At 69.7% G+C, this 21,858-nt stretch carries 19 protein-coding genes; 14 read left to right on the forward strand and 5 right to left on the reverse strand.

Features of this window, described 5'->3' with window-relative positions:
- Positions 1-144 precede the first annotated feature (144 nt).
- Positions 145-858 carry a hypothetical protein gene (locus ABZX12_RS10425; RefSeq protein ID WP_355691793.1) on the forward strand — a complete coding sequence of 238 codons (714 nt, stop codon included), beginning with the start codon at positions 145-147 and terminating at the stop codon, positions 856-858.
- On the opposite strand, the gene ABZX12_RS10430 is transcribed toward ABZX12_RS10425, so the two are convergent.
- Positions 855-2,354 carry a lectin gene (locus ABZX12_RS10430; protein WP_355691794.1) on the reverse strand — a complete coding sequence of 500 codons (1,500 nt, stop codon included), beginning with the start codon at positions 2,352-2,354 and terminating at the stop codon, positions 855-857. The genes ABZX12_RS10425 and ABZX12_RS10430 overlap by 4 nt on opposite strands.
- Positions 2,355-2,522: 168 nt before the next feature.
- Between ABZX12_RS10430 and ABZX12_RS10435 the strand changes: the two genes are divergently transcribed.
- From ABZX12_RS10435 to ABZX12_RS10470, 8 genes are all read left to right on the forward strand, one after another.
- Positions 2,523-3,797 carry an ROK family transcriptional regulator gene (locus ABZX12_RS10435; RefSeq protein ID WP_355691796.1) on the forward strand — a complete coding sequence of 425 codons (1,275 nt, stop codon included), beginning with the start codon at positions 2,523-2,525 and terminating at the stop codon, positions 3,795-3,797.
- Positions 3,794-5,296 (forward strand): sugar ABC transporter ATP-binding protein, encoded by a 1,503-nt coding sequence (locus ABZX12_RS10440; RefSeq protein WP_355691798.1) that lies wholly within the window; start codon positions 3,794-3,796, stop codon positions 5,294-5,296. Before ABZX12_RS10435 ends, ABZX12_RS10440 begins: the two co-directional genes overlap by 4 nt.
- On the forward strand, positions 5,296-6,342 hold the full coding sequence (locus ABZX12_RS10445) for an ABC transporter permease (protein WP_355691800.1): 1,047 nt from the start codon (positions 5,296-5,298) through the stop codon (positions 6,340-6,342). Before ABZX12_RS10440 ends, ABZX12_RS10445 begins: the two co-directional genes overlap by 1 nt.
- Before the next feature lie 13 nt (positions 6,343-6,355).
- Entirely contained in the window at positions 6,356-7,396 is a 1,041-nt protein-coding gene (locus ABZX12_RS10450) for a substrate-binding domain-containing protein (protein WP_355691802.1), read from the forward strand.
- An 11-nt stretch (positions 7,397-7,407) separates the two neighbouring features.
- Entirely contained in the window at positions 7,408-8,571 is a 1,164-nt protein-coding gene (locus ABZX12_RS10455) for a Gfo/Idh/MocA family oxidoreductase (RefSeq protein ID WP_355691803.1), read from the forward strand.
- On the forward strand, positions 8,568-9,728 hold the full coding sequence (xylA, locus tag ABZX12_RS10460; protein WP_355691805.1) for a xylose isomerase: 1,161 nt from the start codon (positions 8,568-8,570) through the stop codon (positions 9,726-9,728). The genes ABZX12_RS10455 and xylA overlap by 4 nt, the downstream gene beginning before the upstream one ends.
- Positions 9,729-9,817: 89 nt before the next feature.
- The gene (locus ABZX12_RS10465; protein ID WP_355691807.1) at positions 9,818-15,187 is read left to right on the forward strand and encodes a ThuA domain-containing protein; all 5,370 of its coding nucleotides are present in this window, start codon (positions 9,818-9,820) and stop codon (positions 15,185-15,187) included.
- A gap of 169 nt (positions 15,188-15,356) precedes the next feature.
- Positions 15,357-16,358, forward strand: coding sequence for a sugar phosphate isomerase/epimerase family protein (locus ABZX12_RS10470; RefSeq protein ID WP_355691809.1), 1,002 nt, complete (start codon positions 15,357-15,359; stop codon positions 16,356-16,358).
- Here ABZX12_RS10470 and ABZX12_RS10475 read toward each other — a convergent pair.
- On the reverse strand, positions 16,355-17,422 hold the full coding sequence (locus ABZX12_RS10475) for an epoxide hydrolase family protein (protein ID WP_355691811.1): 1,068 nt from the start codon (positions 17,420-17,422) through the stop codon (positions 16,355-16,357). The two genes, ABZX12_RS10470 and ABZX12_RS10475, sit on opposite strands and share 4 nt — an antisense overlap.
- Positions 17,423-17,446: 24 nt before the next feature.
- Here ABZX12_RS10475 and ABZX12_RS10480 point away from each other — a divergent pair, with 24 nt between their 5' ends.
- Both ABZX12_RS10480 and ABZX12_RS10485 read left to right on the forward strand, forming a co-directional pair.
- Positions 17,447-17,758 carry a hypothetical protein gene (locus tag ABZX12_RS10480; RefSeq protein WP_355691813.1) on the forward strand — a complete coding sequence of 104 codons (312 nt, stop codon included), beginning with the start codon at positions 17,447-17,449 and terminating at the stop codon, positions 17,756-17,758.
- On the forward strand, positions 17,755-18,462 hold the full coding sequence (locus ABZX12_RS10485) for a DUF2071 domain-containing protein (RefSeq protein WP_355691815.1): 708 nt from the start codon (positions 17,755-17,757) through the stop codon (positions 18,460-18,462). Before ABZX12_RS10480 ends, ABZX12_RS10485 begins: the two co-directional genes overlap by 4 nt.
- Before the next feature lie 14 nt (positions 18,463-18,476).
- Here the strand turns inward: ABZX12_RS10485 and ABZX12_RS10490 are convergent, their stop codons facing one another.
- Both ABZX12_RS10490 and ABZX12_RS10495 read right to left on the reverse strand, forming a co-directional pair.
- Complete coding sequence (locus ABZX12_RS10490; protein ID WP_355691817.1) at positions 18,477-19,241, reverse strand: hypothetical protein; 765 nt, start codon at positions 19,239-19,241, stop codon at positions 18,477-18,479.
- Positions 19,238-20,008: a hypothetical protein gene (locus tag ABZX12_RS10495; protein WP_355691818.1), complete on the reverse strand. Its 771-nt coding sequence runs from the start codon at positions 20,006-20,008 to the stop codon at positions 19,238-19,240. The genes ABZX12_RS10490 and ABZX12_RS10495 overlap by 4 nt, the downstream gene beginning before the upstream one ends.
- 66 nt (positions 20,009-20,074) lie before the next feature.
- Here ABZX12_RS10495 and ABZX12_RS10500 point away from each other — a divergent pair, with 66 nt between their 5' ends.
- From ABZX12_RS10500 to ABZX12_RS10510, 3 genes are all read left to right on the forward strand, one after another.
- A complete protein-coding gene (locus ABZX12_RS10500) occupies positions 20,075-20,569 on the forward strand; it encodes a MarR family transcriptional regulator (protein WP_355691820.1) in 495 nt (164 codons plus the stop codon).
- Positions 20,570-20,642: 73 nt separating this feature from the next.
- A complete protein-coding gene (locus ABZX12_RS10505; protein ID WP_355691822.1) occupies positions 20,643-20,810 on the forward strand; it encodes a hypothetical protein in 168 nt (55 codons plus the stop codon).
- A complete protein-coding gene (locus ABZX12_RS10510) occupies positions 20,807-21,595 on the forward strand; it encodes a GNAT family N-acetyltransferase (protein ID WP_355691824.1) in 789 nt (262 codons plus the stop codon). Before ABZX12_RS10505 ends, ABZX12_RS10510 begins: the two co-directional genes overlap by 4 nt.
- Positions 21,596-21,603: 8 nt before the next feature.
- Here ABZX12_RS10510 and ABZX12_RS10515 read toward each other — a convergent pair.
- A partial coding sequence (locus ABZX12_RS10515) for a hypothetical protein (RefSeq protein WP_355691826.1) occupies positions 21,604-21,858 on the reverse strand: 255 nt, incomplete at its 5' end.

Below are 21,858 nucleotides of genomic sequence, written 5' to 3' on the forward strand. Positions count from 1 at the left end.
AGTTTTGCTGGGGGTGTTCGTTGCTGTCTGCGAAAGTGGGGGAGCGGTGGGTCACGCTGTCGTTCTTCCTCTGGTCCTGGGTACCGGACGCATGGCACGATCGGCCACCGAGGCACCACAGGGGACTGGGACGAGTGAGGCTCTATGAACGGGCGGACAGCGCAGGAAAGTCGGCTCCCGAAGAGCGGGGGCGCAGCGGCGAACGGCACCAACGGTCACGCTCCGCAACCAGCTCCTCACCCTGAACCGTCGCCCGAGTGGCAGCCGGGGCAGCAGGTCGGTGAGATCAAGCTGGATCAGCCGCAGGACGTCGTACGGCGTTCGGAGTGGCTGTCCGAGGTGCGCGACCGGCCGCGGGACACCTCCGGTGCGACGCTGCGCCAGTTCAACACGCCCGTCCGGGTCGACGAGATCGCGGTCGCGGCGATGACGCTCGCCGAGGACCTGCACGCCGCGACGCAGAACATGCCCGAGTCCGTCGAGCTACGCCGGTTCCGGCGTGACCTCGACCAGGCCGCGACCACGTTCCGCGACCTGGCGAGCAAACTGGAGGTCACCGCCGGCAAACTCGTCCGCCTGGCCGCGAACGAGGGCCAGGCGTGTGGTGTCGGCTGGGGCGTCTGCCCCGAGCACGGCCTGACGCTGATGAACGTCGGCGAGACCGTCACCTGCCACGTCCTCGGGTGCGGCCGTGAGAACGAGGGTGAGGTCGAGCGCTGCGAGCACCCGGTCGCGTACCGGGTCGTGGACGCCGCGGGGCCGGCCCTGCTCACCTGCACCGGCCACGCGATCGCCTGCCGCCTCTACTTCGACAACCCGGTCATCACGGCCACCGCCGACAGCATGGAGCTGTTCTAGGAGATCCAACAGGACGTCAGCTCGTCGTTCGCGTTCGGCGTCAGCGCGACGAAATTCGGCGTGTCCGCGGTCCGTACCCACGACTGCCCGCCGAAGTTGTCCTCGGCGTAGACCGTCACCGTCCAGCCGGCCGGCACCCGCACCGACGACGCCCAGTTGTCCGGGATGCCGGCCGCCTGCAACTGCGCTCGCGTGTAGTTGCCCTTGGCAAGCACGGCGCCGGCCGCGCCGCCGTAATCCACGTGCTCGTAGAAGATCACGCCGGCGCCCGGTGCGGGCATCGGTACGGTCGGGCGCGTCGCGGTCAGCGGCGCCTGCCCCTTGAACATCCGTCCGCCGTCGTTCGTCAGCCTCAGGTAGTAGTCGGCGGAACAGGCCGTGCCGTCCTCGTCGAGAGCGCGGATCCCCGAGCCGGCCGGGACCCAGGCGGACGTCTCCGCGGTCTTGGCGATCTGGTTGCCCTCGTTGAACTCGTCGAACATCGAGATGTACAGGCCTTGGACGCCGACGCGCGTGAGGTTGTAGAACTGGCGCCACATCAGGTCGCCGTGCCGCCGGTGCCCGGACTGCAGGTCGCCGGGGATCACGCACGGCTGGTAGTCGATCCCGTGGGCATTGCAGTCCGCCTGGTCCTGCTGGTTGACGTTGTTGTAGTAGTGATCCGCGCCCGCGATGTCGCTGATCCGGCCGACCATCCACGGCGAGAGCATGTTGAACGCGTGGTACACGTCCAGGTACCCGGGCCGCGAGTCCTCGTTGCCCGGCAGCCAGTGCGTCGGCACTCCGCCGATGACGTAGCAGCCCTGGCCCTTGAACCAGTTCACGACGTCGAGACACACGTCGGCCGGCCACGCCTTGTTCGCTTCGTTGAAGCCGAAGCCCCAGATGCAGACGACCGGTTTGCCGTTCTGGCGCGCGTAGGCCGGTGAGGACGTGTAGGCGCGCATCTTGTTGATCCAGTCCGCCTTCATCTCGGACTGCATCGACGTCCAGCCGGTCGCGTCGTACATGATGTAGAACTTGCGGCCGTACTGCTCCGCGGCCTGGCGCACCTTCGCCGCCATCGCGTCCCGCGTCGGTCCTTCGCCGCCCGTCGGGTTGAACCGCTGCAGCGCGGCCGTGTCGCAGCCGTTCTGCTGCATCCACTGGAAGTGCGTGTTCACGGTCTGCTGGTCGTACGACGAGAACAGCCGCGCGGGCTGCCCGTTGCCGAGGTTGGCGTACGCCGTCTGGTACGTCGCGGTGAAATCGCGGACGTCGGGCCAGCTGACGATCGCGGTGTTGGTCGGCGACGGCGGCTGGCCCCAGTTCTGGCTCCAGTGCCACCAACCGTTGATCGGGGCGCCGTCGCCGGCACAGGCGAACCAGCCCTGGTAGCCGACGGTGACTTTGCCGACGACGTCGCCCGGGGGACTGGCGGCGAAGGCGAACTGGGACTTGCCGGCAAGCGCGACTGCGGCGGTGCCGGCGAGGAGGGTACGACGACTGAGCTTCATGGGCGGGCTCCTGGAGGGGGCGGGCAGGAGAAAGCTCCGTGAGCGTACAAAACCCTACAAAGCGCTGCAAGAACTCGACTGTTACGAACTCTTGACGACGAAAAGGCGCGGACTTAGTTTGTTGGATCAACAGACAAAGTCTGCACAGTCTGCACAGGGGGTGCTCGCATGACCTTGACCGACGGCCGCCGCCCGGGAAGCCGGGGCGTTGCCGCCGATCACGTGTCGCTGCGGCGCAACAACCTCTCGGTGGTCCTGCGGCACGTCCGCGACCTCGGCCCGCGGTCCCGCGCCCGGATCGCCGAGGAGACCGGCCTGAACAAGGCGACCGTGAGCAGTCTGGTCGCCGAACTCGTCGAGCGCGGCCTGCTTCGCGAGGGCTCGGCCGACTCCAGCCGCGCCCTCGGCCGCCCGGGCCAGCTCGTCGAGCTCGACGGCACTGGCGTCTGCGGGGTCGGCGCCGAGATCAACGTCGACTACCTGGCGGTCGCGGCGCTCGACCTGGCCGGCCGCGTGGTGCTGGAGAAGCGCGTGCCCCTGGACGTCGCGCACCTCGAGCCGGCGAAGACGCTCGACCGGCTGGCCGACCTGATCCGGGAGGCGCTCGCGGCGATGGATGCCCGCGGCGGGCAGCTCGCCGGCGTGACGCTGGCGGTGCCGGGTCTGGTCGAGGGCGAGACCGGCGAGCTGAAGCTCGCACCGAACCTGGGCTGGGGCGAGGTCTCGGTCGCCCAGGAGATGCGGACCCGGCTGGGCGACCCCGGCTACCCACTGCACGTCGACAACGAGGCGAACCTGGCGGCGCTCGCCGCGTACGCCGAGCTCCAGCGCGCGGCAGACGCGGGCCAGGACCGCCCGCCCCACGACCTCGTCCTGCTCACCGGAGCGGTCGGCGTCGGCGGCGGCATGGTGTCGAACGGGCACCTGCTGCGCGGCGGCCGCGGGTACAGCGGCGAGGTCGGGCACATGCCGGTCGCCCCGCCCGGGCGGACCTGCGGTTGCGGCCGGACCGGGTGCTGGGAGACCGTCGTCGGGCTGACCGCACTGTTGCACAAGGCAACGGACAGGGACGACCCGGTGCGGGACCCGTCGCTGGACGTGGAACAGCGGCTGGCCGGGATCACCCGGCGAGCCGTTGCGGGGGACACGCGGACGCTGTCCGCGTTGAAGGACGTCGGCACCTGGCTGGGGATTGGGGGAGCGATCCTGGTGAACATCCTGAACCCGGACGTGCTCGTGCTGGGCGGCTACTTCGCCGTCCTCGGGCCGTGGCTGAAGGAACCTCTGGAGAAGGCGATCCGCGACCGCGTGATCGCACCGGACGGCGGCGGCTGCCGGGTCGTCCGGTCGGAGCTCGGTTTCGCGGCGGCCGTCCGCGGCGGGGCGCAGATCTCGCTCGACCAGATCTTCGTCGACCCGACCCGGATCGGGGTCGTGGCATGACCGAACTGCTGACCATGACGGGGATCGTCAAGGAGTTCCCCGGCGTCCGCGCGCTGGACGGCGTGGACCTCGACGTCCGCGCGGGCGAGGTGCACTGCCTGCTCGGGCAGAACGGCGCCGGCAAGTCCACGCTGATCCGGGTGCTGACCGGTGCCCACCAGCCGGATGCGGGCACGATCCGGATCAACGACGAGCCGGTGCAGCTGAACAGCCCGACCGCGGCGATCCAGCGGGGCATCGCCGCGATCTACCAGGAGCTGGACCTGGTGCCGGAGCTGACCGTGGCCGAGAACGTCTTCCTCGGCCACGAACCGTCCCGCTACGGCTTCAGCCGGACCCACGAGGCGAACGCGAAGGCGCGCAGGATCCTGCAGGGCCTCGGCCACGCCGAGATCCCGGTGCATCGCACGGTCGGCTCCTTGCCGGCCGCCGGGCAGCAGATCGTCAGCATGGCCCGCGCACTGTCCCGCGACGCCCGTCTGATCGTGATGGACGAGCCGTCGGCCGTGCTCGACCCGGAAGAGGTGTCGAACCTGTTCCGGGTGATCCGCGGCCTGACCGATCGCGGTGTCGCGGTCGTCTACATCTCGCACCGGCTCGAGGAGATCCGGGAGATCGGCGACCGGGTCACGGTGCTGAAGGACGGCGCGACCGTCGCGACCGGCCTGGACGCCCGCGAGACGCCGACCAAGGAACTCATCCAGCTGATGACCGGGCGGTCGATCGAGTACGTCTTCCCGCCGCGCACCGAGGTCCCGGCCGCGGCGCCCGTCCTCCTGGAGGTCGTCGGCCTGACCCGGCCGGGCGAGTTCTCCGGCATCGACTTCGAGGTCCGAGCGGGAGAGATCGTCGGACTGGCCGGACTGGTCGGCTCCGGGCGTTCCGAAGTCCTCGAGACCGTGTACGGCGCGCGTCGACCGGCGACCGGATTCGTGCGGGTCGACGGGGCCACGCTCCGGCCGGGCAGGGTGCAGGCTGCCGTCAAGGCCGGGGTCGGGCTGGCGCCGGAGGAACGCAAGAGCCAGGCGTTGCTGCTCGACGAGGCGGTGTTCAAGAACATCACCGTGTCGACGCTGGGACGGTTCGCCAGCACCGGATTCCTGAACAACCGGGCCGAGCGGGAGGCCGCGGGCAAGCTGGTCAAGGCCCTGGACGTCCGCCCGGCCGGTGTCGATCACCCGGTGCGCAACCTGTCCGGCGGCAACCAGCAGAAGGTCGTGCTGGCGCGCTGGTTGCTGCGGGACTGCCGGGTGCTGCTGCTCGACGAACCGACCCGGGGAGTCGACGTCGGGGCCCGCTCGGAGATCTACGCGTTGATCCGGCAGTTGGCGTCCAACGGGGTCGCGATCGTGCTGGTCTCCAGCGAGGTCGAAGAAGTGCTCGGTCTGTCCGACCGGGTCGTCGTACTGCGGGAGGGGCGTGCCGTCCACACGGGGCCCGCGCAAGACATCGACGAGCACCAGGTGCTCGACCTGGTGATGGAAGGAAGTGCGAGGTGATGAGTGAGGACATCACGACAGAGGAGAGCGGCACCACGGCGTCCAGGCAGGACACCGTGTCCCAGCCGGCGGCGCGACGCTCGACGGACCTGCTGAGGTCCGGCGCCGGGCGCAACCTCGGGCTCGTGGTTGCCCTGGTGCTGCTGTGCATCGTCGGCGTCGTCACCGCCGGCGACACGTTCGCGACCGGAGCGAACGTGCTGACGATCCTGCGACTGGCCGCGGTGATCGGCGTGGTCAGCGTCGGGATGACGTTCGTCATCACCGGCGGGGGGATCGACCTGAGCGTCGGCGCGATGGTCGCGCTGGCGTCGGTCTGGGCGACCACGCTGGCCACCCAGCAGCTGGCCGCCGACTACCACTGGATCTTGATGGTCACCACGGCGCTCGCGGTCGGCGCCGCGTGCGGTCTGGTCAACGGCCTGCTGGTTGCCTACGGCAAGATCGTGCCGTTCATCGCCACGCTGGCGATGCTCGCGGCGGCCCGCGGCCTGGCCGAGATCATCTCCGACCGGAAGACCCAGATCATCACGGTCGACTCGTTCGTCGACTTCTTCGGCGGTTCGCTGATCGGCGTGCCGGTGCTGGTCTGGATCTTCCTGCTGGTGGCCGCGGCCGGCTGGGTGGTGCTCAACCGCACCACGTTCGGCCGCCGTACCTTCGCCGTCGGCGGGAACGCCGAGGCGGCCCGTCTCGCGGGCATCAAGGTCCAGCGTCACACCGTGGCGCTGTACGTCCTGGCCGGACTCTGCTGCGGGATCGCCGCGGTGATGCTGATGGCACGGACGACCACGGGGAGCTCCACCCACGGTCAGTTGTACGAACTCGACGCGATCGCGGCGGTGGTGATCGGCGGGACGCTGCTGTCCGGCGGCCGCGGCACGATCGTCGGCACTGTGTTCGGCGTACTGATCTTCACGACGTTGAACAACGTCTTCACCCTCAACAACCTGAGCATCTCCGCCCAGTCGGTGGCGAAGGGCGCGATCATCGTGATCGCCGTCCTCCTCCAGCAGCGCCTGGCGCGACGTTCCACAGGATCGTAGAAGGAGGACAACGATGTCCCGAAGTTCCGCCCGAACCCTCGTGATCGCAGGCCTGAGCGTGTTCGCACTGGCGGCCTGCACCAGCAACACCCCGAAGGCCGAGGAGGACGCCGGCAACAAGCCGGCCGAGCAGGCCGCGGTGAAGAACGACGAGCCCGGCAAGAAGGTCAAGATCGGGTTCTCCGCACCGGCCGCCGACCACGGCTGGATGGGTGCGATCACCAAGGCCACCCAGGCCGAGGCGAAGAAGTACTCCGACGTCGAGCTGATCGTCGCCGAGGGCACCAACGACGTGAACCTGCAGATCAGCCAGGTCGAGACGTTCATCAACCAGAAGGTCGACGCCATCGTCCTGCTGCCGTTCGACGGGGCCGCGCTCACCCCGGTCGCGACGAAGGCGATGGAGGCCGGCATCACGGTGGTGAACGTGGACCGTGAGTTCGACAGCCCGTTCGCGGCCCGTACGACGGTGCTCGGCGACAACCACGGGATGGGCGTGTCGGCCGGCACGTACGTCTGCCAGCAGCTGAAGGGGAAGAAGGACGCGGTGGTCGCGGAGATCGCCGGGATCGACTCGCTGCCGTTGACTCAGGACCGCAGCAAGGGGTTCAAGGAGGCACTCGCCGATTGCGGGCTGAAGGTCAGCAACCGGGTGGCCGCCGAGTTCACCGTCGAGTCCGGTGAGAAGGCCGCCGCCAACCTGCTGCAGGCCGCGCCGAAGATCGACGCGATCTGGAACCACGACGACGACCAGGGCGTCGGCGTGATGGCCGCGATCAAGAACTCCGGCCGCAAGGAGTTCTTCGTGGTCGGCGGGGCCGGCTCGGCGAACGTGATGCGGGACATCAAGTCCGGCAACTCGTTGCTCAAGGCCACCGTCATCTACCCGTCCACGCAGGGGGCCGACGGTGTCCGGCTGGCCCGGCTGCTGGTGCAGAAGAAGGCGCTCGGCGACCTGGTGGAGGTCGAGGTGCCGCGGACCGTCCAGCTGTACGCGCCGGTGGTCACGAAGGAGAACGTGGACCAGTACCTGCCGACAGCATTCGAGAGCTGACAAGGAGAGTCATGACGAACCTGGGCATCGGCCTGATCGGCTATGCGTTCATGGGAGCGGCCCATTCGCAGGCCTGGCGGAGCGCGCCGCGCTTCTTCGACCTGCCGCTGGACCCGGCCATGAACGTGCTGGGCGGTCGCAACGCCGAGGCTGTGCAAGCGGCGGCAGTGAAGCTCGGCTGGAAGGAGACCGAGACCGATTGGCGCAAGCTGATCGCTCGCGACGACGTCCAGCTGGTCGACGTGTGCACGCCGGGCGACAGCCACGCCGAGATCGCGATCGCCGCCTTGGAGGCCGGCAAGCACGTCCTGTGCGAGAAGCCGCTGGCCAACACCGTCGCGGAGGCCGAGGCGATGACCGCGGCCGCCGAGGCGGCCAAGGCCAAGGGGATCAGGTCGATGGTCGGGTTCACGTACCGCCGGGTGCCGGCCATCGGGCTGGCCCGGCAGCTGGTGGCCGAAGGCAAGCTGGGCACGATCCGGCACGTCCGCGCGCAGTACCTCCAGGACTGGATCGCCGATCCGGAGGCGCCGCTGTCGTGGCGGCTGGACAAGGAGAAGGCCGGCTCGGGTGCGCTCGGCGACATCGGCGCGCACATCATCGACCTCACGCAGTACATCACCGGCGACACCATCGGTGAGGTCAGCGCGCGGCTCGAGACGTTCGTGAAGGAGCGCCCGGTCGCCGCCGAGCACTCCGGTCTGGCCGGTACGGCGGGCAGCGAGCGCGGACCGGTGACGGTCGACGACGCGGCCGTGTTCCTGGCCACCTTCCGCTCCGGCGCGCTGGGCGTCTTCGAGGCGACCCGCTTCGCGACCGGCCGGAAGAACGCGATCCGGATCGAGATCAACGGAAGCCTCGGCAGTCTGGCGTTCGACTTCGAGGACATGAATCTCCTGCACTTCTACGACGCCACCGAAGACTCGAGGACGGCAGGTTTCCGCCGCATCCTCGCCACCGAACCCGCCCACCCGTACGTCGCCGCCTGGTGGCCGCCGGGCCACCTGCTCGGCTACGAGCACGGGTTCACCCATCAGGTCGTCGACCTGGTCACCGCGATCGCCGAAGGCGCCGATCCGGAACCGTCGTTCGCCGACGGGCTGCGAGTCCAGCGCGTGCTGGCCGCGGTCGAGGCCAGCTCGGCATCCCGACAATGGCAGGAGATTCCGGAATGAGTAAGTACACCCCGACCAAGGACGACAAGTTCTCCTTCGGTCTGTGGACCGTCGGCTGGCAGGGCGTCGACGTGTTCGGTACGGCGGTACGCCCGGCGATGGACCCGGTGCACGCGGTCGAGAAGCTCGCCGAGCTGGGCGCCGCGGCGGTCACCTTCCACGACGACGACGTCGTACCGGACGACAGCACCCGGGCGCAGACGCTCGAGCGCTTCACGAAGTCGCTGGCCGACACCGGCATGGTCGTCGAGATGATGACCACGAACCTGTTCGCGCACCCGGTGTTCAAGGACGGCGGCCTGACCGCGAACGACCGTCAGGTCCGGCGGTACGCGCTGGCGAAGGTGCTGCGCAACGTCGACCTGGCGGCCGAGCTGGGCGCGACGACGTACGTGCTCTGGGGCGGCCGGGAAGGCGCCGAGTCCGGCGGCTCGAAGGACGTCCGGGCGGCGCTCGACCGGTACAAGGAGTCGATGGACATCCTGTGCGCCTACGTCCGCGCGCAGGGCTACGACATCCGGTTCGCGCTGGAGCCGAAGCCGAACGAGCCGCGCGGTGACATCTTGCTGCCGTCGATCGGGCACGCGATCGCCTTCATCAACGACCTCGCCGACCCCGAGCTGGTCGGGATCAACCCGGAGGTCGGGCACGAGCAGATGGCGTCGCTGAACTACGCGCACGGGATCGCGCAGGCGCTGTGGCACGGGAAGCTGTACCACATCGACCTCAACGGCCAGCACGGTCCGCGGTTCGACCAGGACCTGCGGTTCGGCGCCGGCAACCTGCGCGAGGCGTTCTGGACGGTCGACGTGCTGCAGGGCGCCGGCAGCTACCCGGCGTACGAGGGCTACATCCACTTCGACTACAAGCCGCCGCGCACCGAGGACGAGGAAGGCGTCTGGGAGACCGCGCGGGGCTGTATGCGGAACTACCTGATCCTGCGCGACAAGGTGCAGGCGTTCCGCGCCGACCCGGAGGTCGCGGAGGCACTGGCCGCCGCACGGGTCGCGGAGATGTCCGAACCCACCCTGGCCGAGGGTGAGTCGCTGGACGACCTCCGCAACGCGACGTACGACCGGGACGCGCTGGCCGAGCGCGGTCTCGGGTTCGAACGGCTGGACCAGCTGGCGATGGAGCACCTGCTCGGCGTCCGCTGATCCGGTAGCAGTGCATCCCGCGCAGGGCAGAGCACGGGATTGGTAGTTGATGGAGCGCGCATCCTTGTCCGACCCATGAGGAGCTCCGCATGATCCAGCTACGCAGACACGGCACGTTGGTGTGCTTTCTCGTGCTCGCCCTGTTCGCGGCGTTGCTGACTCCGTTGCCCGCCCGGGCCCATCCCGGCCATGGCGACGAGACCTTCAACGCCCTGATCTTCAGCAAGACCGCCGGATTCCGGCACGACTCGATCCCGGCCGGCATCCAGGCGATCAAGGACCTGGCGACCGCGAACGGCTTCACGGTCACCGCGACCGAGGACGCCACGATGTTCGACGACACCGAGCTCGCGAAGTACGAGGTGGTGATCTGGCTGTCCACCACCGGTGACGTGCTGAACGCCGACCAGCAGGCGGCGTTCGAGCGCTACATCCGGGGCGGCGGCGGGTACGCCGGTATCCACGCGGCGTCCGACACCGAGTACGACTGGCCCTGGTACGGCAAGCTCGTCGGCAGCTACTTCGACAGCCATCCCGCCGGTACGCCGAACGCGACGGTGAAGGTCGAGGACCACGCGCACCCGTCGACGAAGGACGCGCCGACGCTGTGGCCGCGGACCGACGAGTGGTACAACTACCGGACCAATCCGCGCGGCACCGTGCACGTCCTCGCGTCGCTCGACGAGTCGTCGTACAGCGGCGGGAACATGGGCGCCGAGCACCCGATCACGTGGTGCCAGGACTACGACGGCGGCCGCGCCTGGTACACCGGCATGGGCCACACGATCGAGTCGTACGCCGACCCGACGTTCCGCAAGCAACTGCTCGGCGGCATCCGGACCGCGGCCGGGGCCGAGCCCGCGGACTGCGGCGCGTCGCTGAGCGACAGCTACGAGAAGGTGACGCTCGACGACGACACGTCGAACCCGATGGAACTGGCCGTGGCTCAGGACGGCCGGGTGTTCTACATCGACCGGAACGGCGCGGTGAAGATCGTCAAGACCGACGGCTCGGTCGTCACCGCCGGCACGCTGAACGTCTACACCGGCCAGGAGTTCGGGCTGCTCGGGATCGCGCTCGACCCGGCGTTCGCGTCCAACGGCTTCATCTACCTGTACTACTCGCCGGTGAGCACGGAGCCGTACGACCGGGTCTCGCGGTTCACGGTGACCGGTGACGCCCTCGACCTCGCGAGCGAGAAGCAGGTCCTGCGGATCGACACCCAACGCGACCAGTGCTGCCACGCCGGCGGCGCACTCGAGTTCGACGGCAACGGCAACCTGTACGTCGCGACCGGCGACAACAGCAACCCGTTCGATTCCGACGGCTACGCGCCGATCGACGAGCGGCCCGGCCGCGCGGCGTGGGACTCGCAGCGGTCGGCGGCGAACAGCAACGTGCTGAACGGCAAGGTGCTGCGGATCCACCCGGAGGCGGACGGTACGTACACCATTCCGGCCGGCAACCTGTTCCCGCCGGGGACGGCGACGACTCGGCCCGAGATCTACGCGATGGGCTTCCGCAACCCGTTCCGGATCGGGATCGACCCGACCACGAACCACCTGTTCGTCGCGGACTACGGACCGGACGCCGGCGCCGTCTCGCCGACGCGTGGCCCGGACGGTCGCGTCGAGTGGAACATCCTGTCCAAGCCGGGCTTCTACGGCTGGCCGTACTGCGTCGGCGCCAACACGCCGTACAACGACTACGACTTCGCGACCGGTACGTCGGGGCCGACGTTCAACTGCGCCGCTCCGGTGAACGAGTCGCCGAACAACACCGGCCTCACGCAGTTGCCGGCCGCGATCCCCGCGACGATGTGGCAGGGCAAGTCGACGACCGGCGTCCCCGAGATCGGCGGCAGCGGTGCGCCGATGACGAGCGGGGCGTACAAGTACGACGCCGCGAACCCGTCGGACCGGAAGTGGCCGGAGTACTTCGACGGCAAGGCCGTGTGGGCGGACTGGAACGACAGCCGGCTGTTCTCGGTGCAGCTGAACGACGACCGCAGCGGGGTGGCGGACGTGTCGCGGATGCTGCAGAAGCTGAACTTCATCCGGCCGCACGCGCTGCAGTTCGGGCCCGACGGAGCGCTGTACGTGATCGAGTGGGGGAGCGGGTTCGGCGGCAACAACGCCGACTCGGGTCTCTACCGCATCGACTACATCCAGGGGAACCGGGCGCCGATCGCGCAGTTCGGCACCGACAAGACCTCCGGCCCGGTGCCGCTGACGGTCGCCTTCGACTCGACCGGTTCCCGCGATCCGGACGGTCAGCCGGTCACGTTCGCGTGGGACTTCGACGGCAACGGTACGACGGACAGCGCCGACGCCAAGCCGACGTACACGTACACGACGGCCGGGGTGTTCACCGCGCGGCTGACGGTGACGGATCCGGACGGCCGGACAGCGGTGTCCAACCGCACCATCACGGCCGGGAACACCGCGCCGACGATCACCGTGCAGGCGCCGGTCGACGGCGGGTTCTTCGACTTCGGCGACACGATCCGCTACCGGGTGACGGTCACCGATCCCGAGGACGGCACGGTCGACTGCAACGACGTCGTCACCCAGCCGGCGCTCGGCCACGACGAGCACGCCCACGGGTACGAGCAGTACCACGGGTGTGAGGGGACGTTCCCGCTGCCCGGCGACCAGGGCCACGTCGGCGCGAACATCTTCGGCATCGTCACCGTGACCTACACCGACCAGGGCGCGCCGGGGACCGGCAGGATCACCACGCAGAAGGTGGTCCAGCTGCAGCCCAAGACCCGGGAGGCGGAGTTCTTCGACGAGACGGGCGGACCGGGATCGGCTCCCGGCGTGCAGGTCGAGGACACCGGCGACACCGCCGGCGGCGGGAAGAACATCGGGTTCATCGAGGATGGCGACTGGTGGGGCTGGACGCCGACCAACCTGACGAACATCGACCAGATCCAGTTGCGCGCGGCGTCCCCGGACGCGGGTGCGACGGTGCAGGTCCGGCAGGGATCGCCGACCGACGGCCCGGTGGTCGCGACGATCCAGGTATCGCCGACCGGCGCCTGGCAGACGTACGGCGACTTCACCGGCGCGGTCGGCGGTGCGTCGACCACGAGCGGCCCGCTGTACTTCGTGAAGACGGCCGGGCAACTGAATGTGAACTGGGTCAAGTTCATCGGCAAGGGCGTCACGGACAACCAACGCCCCGCGGTCACGGTCACGGCCTCTGCTACCCAAGGCAGGGCGCCGCTGGCGGTCGACTTCACGGCGTCGGCCACCGACCCGGAAGGCGACCTCCCGCTGACCTACGCCTGGACCTTCGGCGACGGAGGCACGGCCACCGGGCCGACCGCCTCGCACACCTTCACAGTCCCGGGCAAACACACGGTGACCGCGGCGGTCACCGATTCGCGCGGGGCGACCGGAACGGCGAGGGTCGAGGTGACCGTCGACTCGCCGTCGGCGCCGACCTGCCTGACCGGCCGCTCGGACGGCTTCGACGGCACCGCACTCGACACCGCCCGCTGGTCATCAGTTGTCCGCGGCAACCAAGAGCTGTCCGTCGGCAACGGCGCGTTGTCGATCCCGCTGACCGCCACGGACATCTACGGCACGGGCAACACCGGCACACCGAACCTCGTGCTCCAGCCGCTCCCGGCGGGCGCCTGGTCGGCAACTGCCAAGGTCACGCTGCCGGCCCGGTTGGCCTACCAGCAGGCCGGCCTGATCGTGTACGGCGACGACGACAACTACGCGAAGATGGTGCTGCAGGGCCGCTCCACCGGCGCGCCGTCGGCAGCGGACCGGATCTTCCAGTTCATCCGCGAGGACAACGGCGTACCGAACGAGGTGGCCGCGTCGAACACGGCGAACCTCGGCGCGGCCTATCCGGACACGGTCTGGGTCCGGTTCACGTCCGACGGCGCGAACCTGAAGGCGGCGTACAGCGCCGACGGCGCGACGTTCACCGAGATGCCGGAGACGAAGCAGTTGGCCGGTATCACGAACCCGCGGATCGGCCTGTTCGGGTTGACGAACCGCACCGAGGCGCTGCCGATCACGGCGTCGTTCGACTACTTCTCGATCACGCCCGACGACACCGCCGAGCAGCCCGCACCGGACGACGAGTTCGCCGGTACGACGCTCGACGCGTGCCGCTGGTCCGACGTCGTACGGCCTGATCCTGCGGCCTACCGGGTGACCGGCGGCGGGCTGGAGATCGACACGAGCAAGGGAGACATCTACGGCGGTACGGCGACCAACCCGCGCAACCTGATGCTGCAGCCGGCGCCGGACGGTGACTGGACGATCGAGACGAAGGTCGACGCGTCGTCGTTCGACGAGGCGTTCCAGCAGGCAGGTCTGCTGGTCTACGCCGACGACGCGAACTACGTGAAGCTCGACTACCTGACGACCAATGCCGCAGGGAGCGCAGTCACCCGAGCGTTGGAGCTGCGCAGCGAGGTCGCCGACGTCGTCCAATCGCCCCAACCCAACGCCCCGACTCCAGCTCAGGGTGTTTGGTACCTGCGACTCTCGAAGTCCGACTCCACCTTCACCGGTTCCTACAGCTCGGACGGCGTCACGTGGTCCGACCTCCCACCGGTGACGAACACCGCGCTGGCGGCGGCGAAGTTCGGCGTCTACGCGTTCGGGGTGGATCAGTCCGCCTCCAAGACCGCGAAGTTCGACTACTTCCGGCGCATCACCGACACCACGGCACCCACTGTCAGCCTGGGACTCGACCCGTCGACCCCGTCCGGACAAGCGGGCTGGTGGACGGGGCCGGTGACCGCCACGGCGATGGGTGTGGACGATCGGCCGGGACAGGTGTACCTGGAGCAGAAGGTCGGCGACGGCAACTGGTCGGAGTACACGGCGCCCTTGACGCTGACTGCTGACGGGACCCACACGGTTGCGGTCCGGGGGAGTGACACCGCCGGCAATGTCTCGGAGCCTTCGTCGGTCACGGTGAAGATCGATCAGACGGCACCTACGCCGACCGTGACCGGGCTGCCGGCGAGTCTGGGCGTTGCCTCGACTGCCTCGGTGCAAGCGGCTGTGACGGATGCGCTCTCCGGGCCGGGGACTGTTGTGATGACCCTGGACGGCAAACCGACGACAGGGGCGCTTGACGGCGTCGTGCTCGGGTTGGGTACGCATACGCTGACGGTGACGGCGACCGATGTCGCCGGGAACACCGCGGTGAAGAACGTGCCGTTCTCGGTGGTCGTGTCGTACGCCGAGGCGGTCAAGCTCGTCGACCGCTACCTCGCCGCCGGAAAGGTGCCGCTGGCAACTGCCACGGTGCTGAAGACGCACCTCGGAACCGCCGAACGAGCCGCGGCCCGGCACCAAACCGTGGCCGCGAACGTCGCGCTCACCTTGTACCTGGCCACGGCCGGCACGGTCGCCGACGAGCCGGCCCGGACCCTGCTGACCGCGGTCGGCCAGGACCTGAAGGCGCGGCTCGGCTGATGACGTCGCCGTGGGATCTCGCTGCCGTACACCTGCCGCCGCCCCGGCTGGTTCGGCCCCGGACGGGCGACGGCCCGGCGAGTCCCGCGGTGACCGTCCCCGGCGGCGTACACGCGCTCCGGACGCCGCCGGGGACACCCCTGCAGTACCACCCGACAAGGAGAGAAAGATGGCACGACCGATCACGTTGTTCACCGGCCAGTGGGCCGACCTGCCGTTCGAGGAGGTGGCACGGCTGGCGTCGTCGTGGGGGTACGACGGGCTGGAGATCGCCTGCTGGGGCGACCACCTCGACGTCCGCCGCGCCGCCGAGGACCCGGCGTACGTCCAGGACCGGCTGGACATCCTGGCCAAGCACAACCTGAAGGTGTGGACGATTTCCAACCACCTGCTCGGGCAGGCGGTCTGCGACGACCCGATCGACCAGCGGCACCAGGCGATCCTGCCCGCGCACATCTGGGGCGACGGCGACCCGGAAGGGGTCCGGCAGCGCGCCGCCGAGGAGATGAAGACCACCGCGCGGGCGGCCCGGGCGCTCGGCGTCGACGTGGTCGTCGGCTTCACCGGGTCGTCGATCTGGAAGACGGTCGCGATGTTCCCGCCGGTGCCGCCGGCGATGCTCGAGGCCGGGTACCGGGACTTCGCGGACCGGTGGAACCCGATCCTGGACGTGTTCGACGAGGTCGGGGTGAAGTTCGCGCACGAGGTGCACCCGTCGGAGATCGCGTACGACTACTGGTCGACGACCGCGACGCTGGAGGCGATCGGGCACCGGGAGGCGTTCGGGCTGAACTGGGACCCGTCGCACTTCGTCTGGCAGGACCTGGACCCGGTCGGCTTCCTGTGGGACTTCAAGGACCGGATCTACCACGTCGACTGCAAGGACGCGAAGCGCCAGGTCGGCAACGGGCGGAACGGCCGGATGGGTTCCCACCTCGCCTGGGGCGACCCGCGGCGCGGCTGGGACTTCGTCTCCACCGGCCACGGCGACGTCCCGTGGGAGGCCTGCTTCCGGATGCTCAACTCGATCGGCTACGCCGGCCCGATCTCGGTCGAGTGGGAGGACGCCGGCATGGACCGCCTGGTCGGCGCCGCCGAAGCCGTGAAGTTCGTCCGCGAACTCGCCTTCGACCCACCCACCGCGTCGTTCGACGCCGCCTTCTCGTCCTAGACCTTCCCGAGGAAGGATCGGAGGTCCTCGACCACCAGTTCGGGGACCTCCAAGGCGGCGAAGTGCCCGCCGCGCGGGAACTCCGTGTAGTGCACGACGTCGAACTCCCGCTCCACCAGCCGCCGGACAGTACTGTCGCCCGGAAACACCGCCAGGCCGGTCGGCACCGGGCAGTAGTCGACGTCGGCGCCCCACGAGGCCCGTGCCTCGCGGTAGAGCTGCCCTGACGAACCGCCCGTCCCGGTGCACCACGTCAACGTCACCGAGTCCAGGATCCGGTCGTTGCCGATGGCGCCTACCCGGTGCCCGTAGTCGTCGTACCACTCGAGATTCCACGCAAGCTGGCCGACAGGGGAGTCCACCAGCGCGTACGCCAGCGTCTGCGGCCGCGTGCTCTGGATCGAGGCGTATCCGGACCGTTCCTGCTGCCAGCGCTCGAGACCGCTGATCCGTTGCTGCTCGTCCTCGGTCAGCTCCTCACTCTGCGGGAACGCCAGGTACCCGTCGAGATGCAGCCCGAGCACCCGCTCCGGCGCCCTCCGCGCGAGTGCGGCTCCGACCCGTCCACCCCAGTCGAACCCATGCACCCCATACCGCTCGAACCCCAGCCCCTCCATCAACGCGACCCACGCGCCGGCGATCCGCTCGACATCCCATCCAGCGCCGGTGGTCGGCCCGGAGAACCCGAAGCCGGGCATGGTCGGAACCACCAGCCGGCAGTCCTGCGACAGCGTGTCGATCACGTCCAGGTAGTCCGATCCGGCCCCCGGCCACCCGTGCAGCAGCAACAGCGGCATACCCGAGGAACCTGCTCGGACGTAATGAACCCGCTGCCCGTCGATCTCCGTGACGTACTGCGGGTATGCGTTCAACCGTTCCTCGAAGCGGCGCCAGTCGTAGGCCGTGCGCCAGTACTCGGTCACCTCCCGCAGCCGCCCGAGCTCCACGCCGTACGACCAGCCGACGTCCGGCAGCTGATCTGGCCACCTGGTCGCGTCCAGCCGCCGGCGGAGATCGGCCAGGTCGGCGTCGGGAACCTCGGCGCGGAATTCTTCGAAGTTCATGCCTCCGACCCTAGACTCCCGGATATGAGCAAGTACGTGGCACGTATCGTCGAGCTGGACCACGGCATCAGGTTCGAGCCGGGGGAGGGGACCACGGTGCCGGACAAGCCGACCGAGGTGAACCTGCTCGGGATGGCGATCGCGCTGGCCTTGGGTGCGGCCGGGTACCGGCATCACGCGGAGCAGCGCGACCCGGAGCTGCAGACGCTCGACGCGCTGCTCGCGGGTGAGGCAGTGATGCCGTGGAAGCCGGCCGAGCCCGGCACACCGGCGTACCTCGTGTGTGAACTGAACGACGGCAGGCCGACGTGCGAGGTCAGACCGTCGGCGCAGTGAGCTGGCCGGAGGCGCCGGAGCTGCCGTGGCCGCGGATCCTGCGGCAGCGGTGGCTGGATCTGACCTTCGTGCATTGGGCCGTCGCGCCGGACGAGGTCGCGCACTTCTTCCCGCCGGGCACCCGGCCGGACACCTTCGAGGGACGCACGTACGTCGGCCTGGTCCCGTTCCGGATGGTCGGCACCGGGCTCCCGTACGGCCCCGGCGTTCCGTACTTCGGCTCGTTCCTGGAAACGAACATCCGCCTGTACTCCGTGGACGAGACGGGCCGGCGTGGTGTCGTGTTCCGCAGCCTCGACGCGAACCGGCTGGCCGTGGTGGCGGCCGCGCGGACGGTCTTCGGGCTGCCGTACCGCTGGGCGCGGATGTGCCACGAACGCCACGGCAATCACCACACGTACACGTCGACCGTCCGCAGCTCCGGCGCCGAGGCGGTCGTCGGCGTCGAGATGGGCGAACGGCTGCCCGCCGGGCCGCTCGAGGACTTCCTCACCGCGCGCTGGGGTCTGCACGTCCACCGCGCCGGCCGGACCTGGTACCTGCCCAACCGTCACCCGCCGTGGATCCTGAACGCCGCGACCCTCACCGCCCTGGACGCCGACGCGCTGCTCCGATCAGTGGGCCTCGTTCCGCCGGAACGGGCGCCCGACCACGTGGCGTTCAGCGCCGGCGTCCCTGCCGAGTTCGCCCGGTGGACCACGTGATCAGCGCGCAGCTGTCAACGACTCGGCGTCATCAGCTCGGCTGTCTGCCGGACGATCCCGGGGATCGGCACCTGGCGTGCCCATCGGTTGACCTCGGTCGCGACCGCTCGTGATCCGGCGGCGTCGCCCTCGTCGCGCAGCAGCACGGCCAGCAAGGTCTGCTGCGCCAGCGCGCCCAGCAGGTGGCCGGCCCGCTGCCGCTGCTCGGTGGAGAGTTCCCAGTGCTCCCGGGCGAGTGCCAGGTCTCCGGCGGTGTGTGCGTGGTCGCCGAGGTGCCGGAGCGCGTACGACATCAGCAACGCGTCGTCGGTCTTCTCGCCGAGCCGCAGCGCCGTCGTGTAGTAGGTGAACGCCTCGCCCGGCCGGTCGAGGAGGTTGTCCGCCATGACTCCGGCATAGAAGCTGACGGCCCCGCGCCGCCCGTCGTCCGGTGCCTGGTCGATCAGCCGCCGGGCCCGCGCGGCCAACGCGTCGGCGTCGCACTCTGATCCGAACAGTGCGTTCGCGTAGTCCTTGCGGAGCTTCAGCATCTCGACGTCCCACGCGATGCTGTCGTCGGCGACCTCGTCGACTGCAGACAATGCGGCCGAGGCCTGATCCGTCTGCTGCGCGAAGTCCCGGTCGACCGCGACTTCGGCCAGTGCCAGGGCCAAGGTACGGCGTTCGCCCGGATCGTCGGCGCGGGCGGCGGTCATCAGGTCGGTGGCGGCGGCCCATCGGCCCGCGCGCATCAGCTCGACTGCGGCAGCGACGACAGCGGCTGCGGCGAGTTGGCTCATGCCGGCACCGCCATCAGCTCGGCGGTCTGCTGGGTGATGAACGGGACGTCCAGCTGCCGCGCCCAGCGGTTCGTCTCGGCGGCGAGTGCTCGTGATCCCGCGAGGTCGCCTTCGTCGCGGAGCAGAACCGCGAGCGACGCCTGCTGGGCGAGCGCAGGGCGCAGCTGGCCAGCTTTCTGGAAGAGTTCGGTCGACCGCTCCCACTGGCTTCGCGCGAGTGCCAGGTCGCCGGCCGCGTGCGCGTGATGGCCCAGATGGCGAAGGGCCTGCGCCACCAGCAATTCGTCGCCGCACTTCTCGCCGAGCTCCAACGCGACCTCGTACCGCGCGCACGCCTCCGCGGGCTGCTCGTAGACGTTGTCAGCCACGGCACCCGCCCAGAAGCTGGCCGTCCCTCGTCGTGCGTCGTCGGGCGCCTGCTCGATGAGCGTGTGAGCGCGGTCCCGGAGATCCGGATCGCCTGCCTGGAACAGGGCGTTCGCGTAGTCCTTGCGGAATGTGAGCATCGCGAGGTCCCAGGAATCACCGGGGACGGCCGCGAGTGCGGCTGTGGCGTGGTCGGTCGTCCGGCCGAAGTCCCGGTCGACGGCGACCTCGGCCCGGGTCAGCGCGAGCAGGTCGCGCTCGTCGGGATCGTCGGGATCGTCGGGATCGTCGGGATCGTCGGGAATGGCCGCGGTCAGCAGGTCGGCTGCGGCGGCCCATCGGCCGGCGCGCATCAGCTGGACAGCGGCGGCGGCGATGTCGGTGGCTGCGAGGTGGCTCATGCCGGCACGGTATTTCGACATCGAAATATTTGACAACTAACCTTCAGTCGCTGAAAAGTTGGATCGGTGAAGGATTTCGTTGACGCGCACGTCGATCTGTGGGCAGGACAGCTGGACGACCTGGATCGCGACGTGGAGGGCATCACGGTGCGGTTGCAGGTGCTGACGCGCTACCTCGAGCGCCGGCGCGAGGCTGTGCTCGCGGCGTACGGGTTGCAGCTGTGGGAGTTCAAGACGCTGCACATGCTCAGGCGCGCGGGTGCGCCGTACCGCGCGACACCTGGCCAGCTGGCCCGGCAGCTCGGGATGTCGGCGGCCGCCCTGACCAACCGGCTGGACGCGCTCGAGCGCCGCGGGTACGTCGAGCGCGCGCACGACCGCGACGACCGGCGCAAGGTCGTCGCGACGCTGACACCGGCGGGGAACGAGCTCTGGCAGCGCGGGATCGGCGACATCCAGCGGGTCGAGGAGGAGTTGGTCCACCACCTTTCCGAGGCCGACCGGAGCCGGCTCGACGGCCTGCTGCGGCGCCTGGTGCTGGTGACCGAGAAGACTTCCTGACCGCCGATGTCGAGTTCGGCCGATCTGATCCGACCTCCGGGTGTAAGCGCCGAAGAACCCGGAGGACAGACCGATGGAACCGCTGAACCTGATGGTGTCGCTGAGCCACTTCGCGAACGCCGAGCGTGAGAACCAGCCCGGACTGAGCCGGCCCGCCGGGCGCCGCCGCCGCGCGCCGAAGATCCGGGCGACCCGAAATATGCGGCGGATCTGGGCAAGTCGTGTCAGAGTCACCCCGTGACAGATGCCTTGACGAACGATTTGCTCGCCGCCTACGACGACCAGCTGCGCGGGACGAGCGAGACCGCCGACGTACCGACGAGCACCGACGGGCCGGTGATCCGGGTCGAGTACCCGAGCCGTGGCTTCGTCAGCTACCGCTCGCTCGACGGCCTCGACAGCGGCGAGATCGACGCGCTGATCGCCCGCCAGCGCGACTTCTTCGCGGCCAAGGGCCAGGCCGTCGAGTGGAAGCTGCGCGGCCACGACCTGCCGGCCGATCTCCCCGATCGGCTGAAGGCCGCCGGATTCGAGCCCGAGGAGCAGGAGACCGTCCTCGTCGCCGAGAGCGCGGCCGTCGTCGAGCGCCTGCAGGGCCGCGACACGGTCGACGGCATCACGATCCGCCTGGTCGGCGAGCGCGCCGACTTCGAGCGCATCGCCGCGATGGAGTCGACGGTCTGGGGCGAGGACTGGTCCTGGCTGGCCGACGATCTGGTCCGCCGGCAGGCGAGCGGCACCGACGTCTACGTCGCCGAGGCCGACGGTGAGGTGGTCTCCGCCGCCTGGGCCGTGTACAAGAAGGGCACCGAGTTCACCGGCCTCTGGGGCGGCTCGACCCTCGCCGAGTGGCGCGGCAAGGGCATCTACAAGGCCCTCGTCGCGGTCCGCGCGGCCCGCGCCGTCGAGCTCGGCTACAAGTACCTCCACGTCGACGCCTCCGACGACAGCTCCCCGATCCTCCAGCGCCTCGGCTTCGTAGCAGTCACCACCACCACGCCGTACGTCCACACGCCCGCGAGGTAGGGACGCGTTCAGTCCCGCAGCGTGGCGAGGATCAGCTCGGCGACGGCCTGCATGCCGGCGGCGTTCGGGTGGTACGGGACGAAACCGCCGAGGGTGGGCGGGAGCATCGTAAAGGCGGTGGTCCACGGCTCGGGCGAGCCGATCGCGTGGTCGCGGCTCGCCGCCGACGCGGCGACGAGGTCGACTCCGGTTGCGGCGGCTGCCTTCGCGAAGGCAGCCCCCCCGGCCCCGGCCCAAAGCGCGGTGGAGGGCCCCGGCACCGC

Origin of the sequence: Kribbella sp. NPDC003505, assembly GCF_040610875.1 — a bacterium.
Classification (GTDB): domain Bacteria; phylum Actinomycetota; class Actinomycetes; order Propionibacteriales; family Kribbellaceae; genus Kribbella.

Bases quoted from the DNA above. Each gene is read 5' to 3' on its own strand.
- xylA (WP_355691805.1), top strand. From the start codon at position 8,568: ATGAGTAAGTACACCCCGACCAAGGACGACAAGTTCTCCTTCGGTCTG.
- ABZX12_RS10430 (WP_355691794.1), bottom strand. From the start codon at position 2,354: ATGAAGCTCAGTCGTCGTACCCTCCTCGCCGGCACCGCCGCAGTCGCG.
- ABZX12_RS10475 (WP_355691811.1), bottom strand. From the start codon at position 17,422: ATGAACTTCGAAGAATTCCGCGCCGAGGTTCCCGACGCCGACCTGGCC.
- ABZX12_RS10445 (WP_355691800.1), top strand. From the start codon at position 5,296: ATGAGTGAGGACATCACGACAGAGGAGAGCGGCACCACGGCGTCCAGG.
- ABZX12_RS10495 (WP_355691818.1), bottom strand. From the start codon at position 20,008: ATGAGCCACCTCGCAGCCACCGACATCGCCGCCGCCGCTGTCCAGCTG.
- ABZX12_RS10505 (WP_355691822.1), top strand. From the start codon at position 20,643: ATGGAACCGCTGAACCTGATGGTGTCGCTGAGCCACTTCGCGAACGCC.
- ABZX12_RS10490 (WP_355691817.1), bottom strand. From the start codon at position 19,241: ATGAGCCAACTCGCCGCAGCCGCTGTCGTCGCTGCCGCAGTCGAGCTG.
- ABZX12_RS10480 (WP_355691813.1), top strand. From the start codon at position 17,447: ATGAGCAAGTACGTGGCACGTATCGTCGAGCTGGACCACGGCATCAGG.
- ABZX12_RS10425 (WP_355691793.1), top strand. From the start codon at position 145: ATGAACGGGCGGACAGCGCAGGAAAGTCGGCTCCCGAAGAGCGGGGGC.
- ABZX12_RS10455 (WP_355691803.1), top strand. From the start codon at position 7,408: ATGACGAACCTGGGCATCGGCCTGATCGGCTATGCGTTCATGGGAGCG.
- ABZX12_RS10440 (WP_355691798.1), top strand. From the start codon at position 3,794: ATGACCGAACTGCTGACCATGACGGGGATCGTCAAGGAGTTCCCCGGC.
- ABZX12_RS10470 (WP_355691809.1), top strand. From the start codon at position 15,357: ATGGCACGACCGATCACGTTGTTCACCGGCCAGTGGGCCGACCTGCCG.
- ABZX12_RS10450 (WP_355691802.1), top strand. From the start codon at position 6,356: ATGTCCCGAAGTTCCGCCCGAACCCTCGTGATCGCAGGCCTGAGCGTG.
- ABZX12_RS10465 (WP_355691807.1), top strand. From the start codon at position 9,818: ATGATCCAGCTACGCAGACACGGCACGTTGGTGTGCTTTCTCGTGCTC.
- ABZX12_RS10435 (WP_355691796.1), top strand. From the start codon at position 2,523: ATGACCTTGACCGACGGCCGCCGCCCGGGAAGCCGGGGCGTTGCCGCC.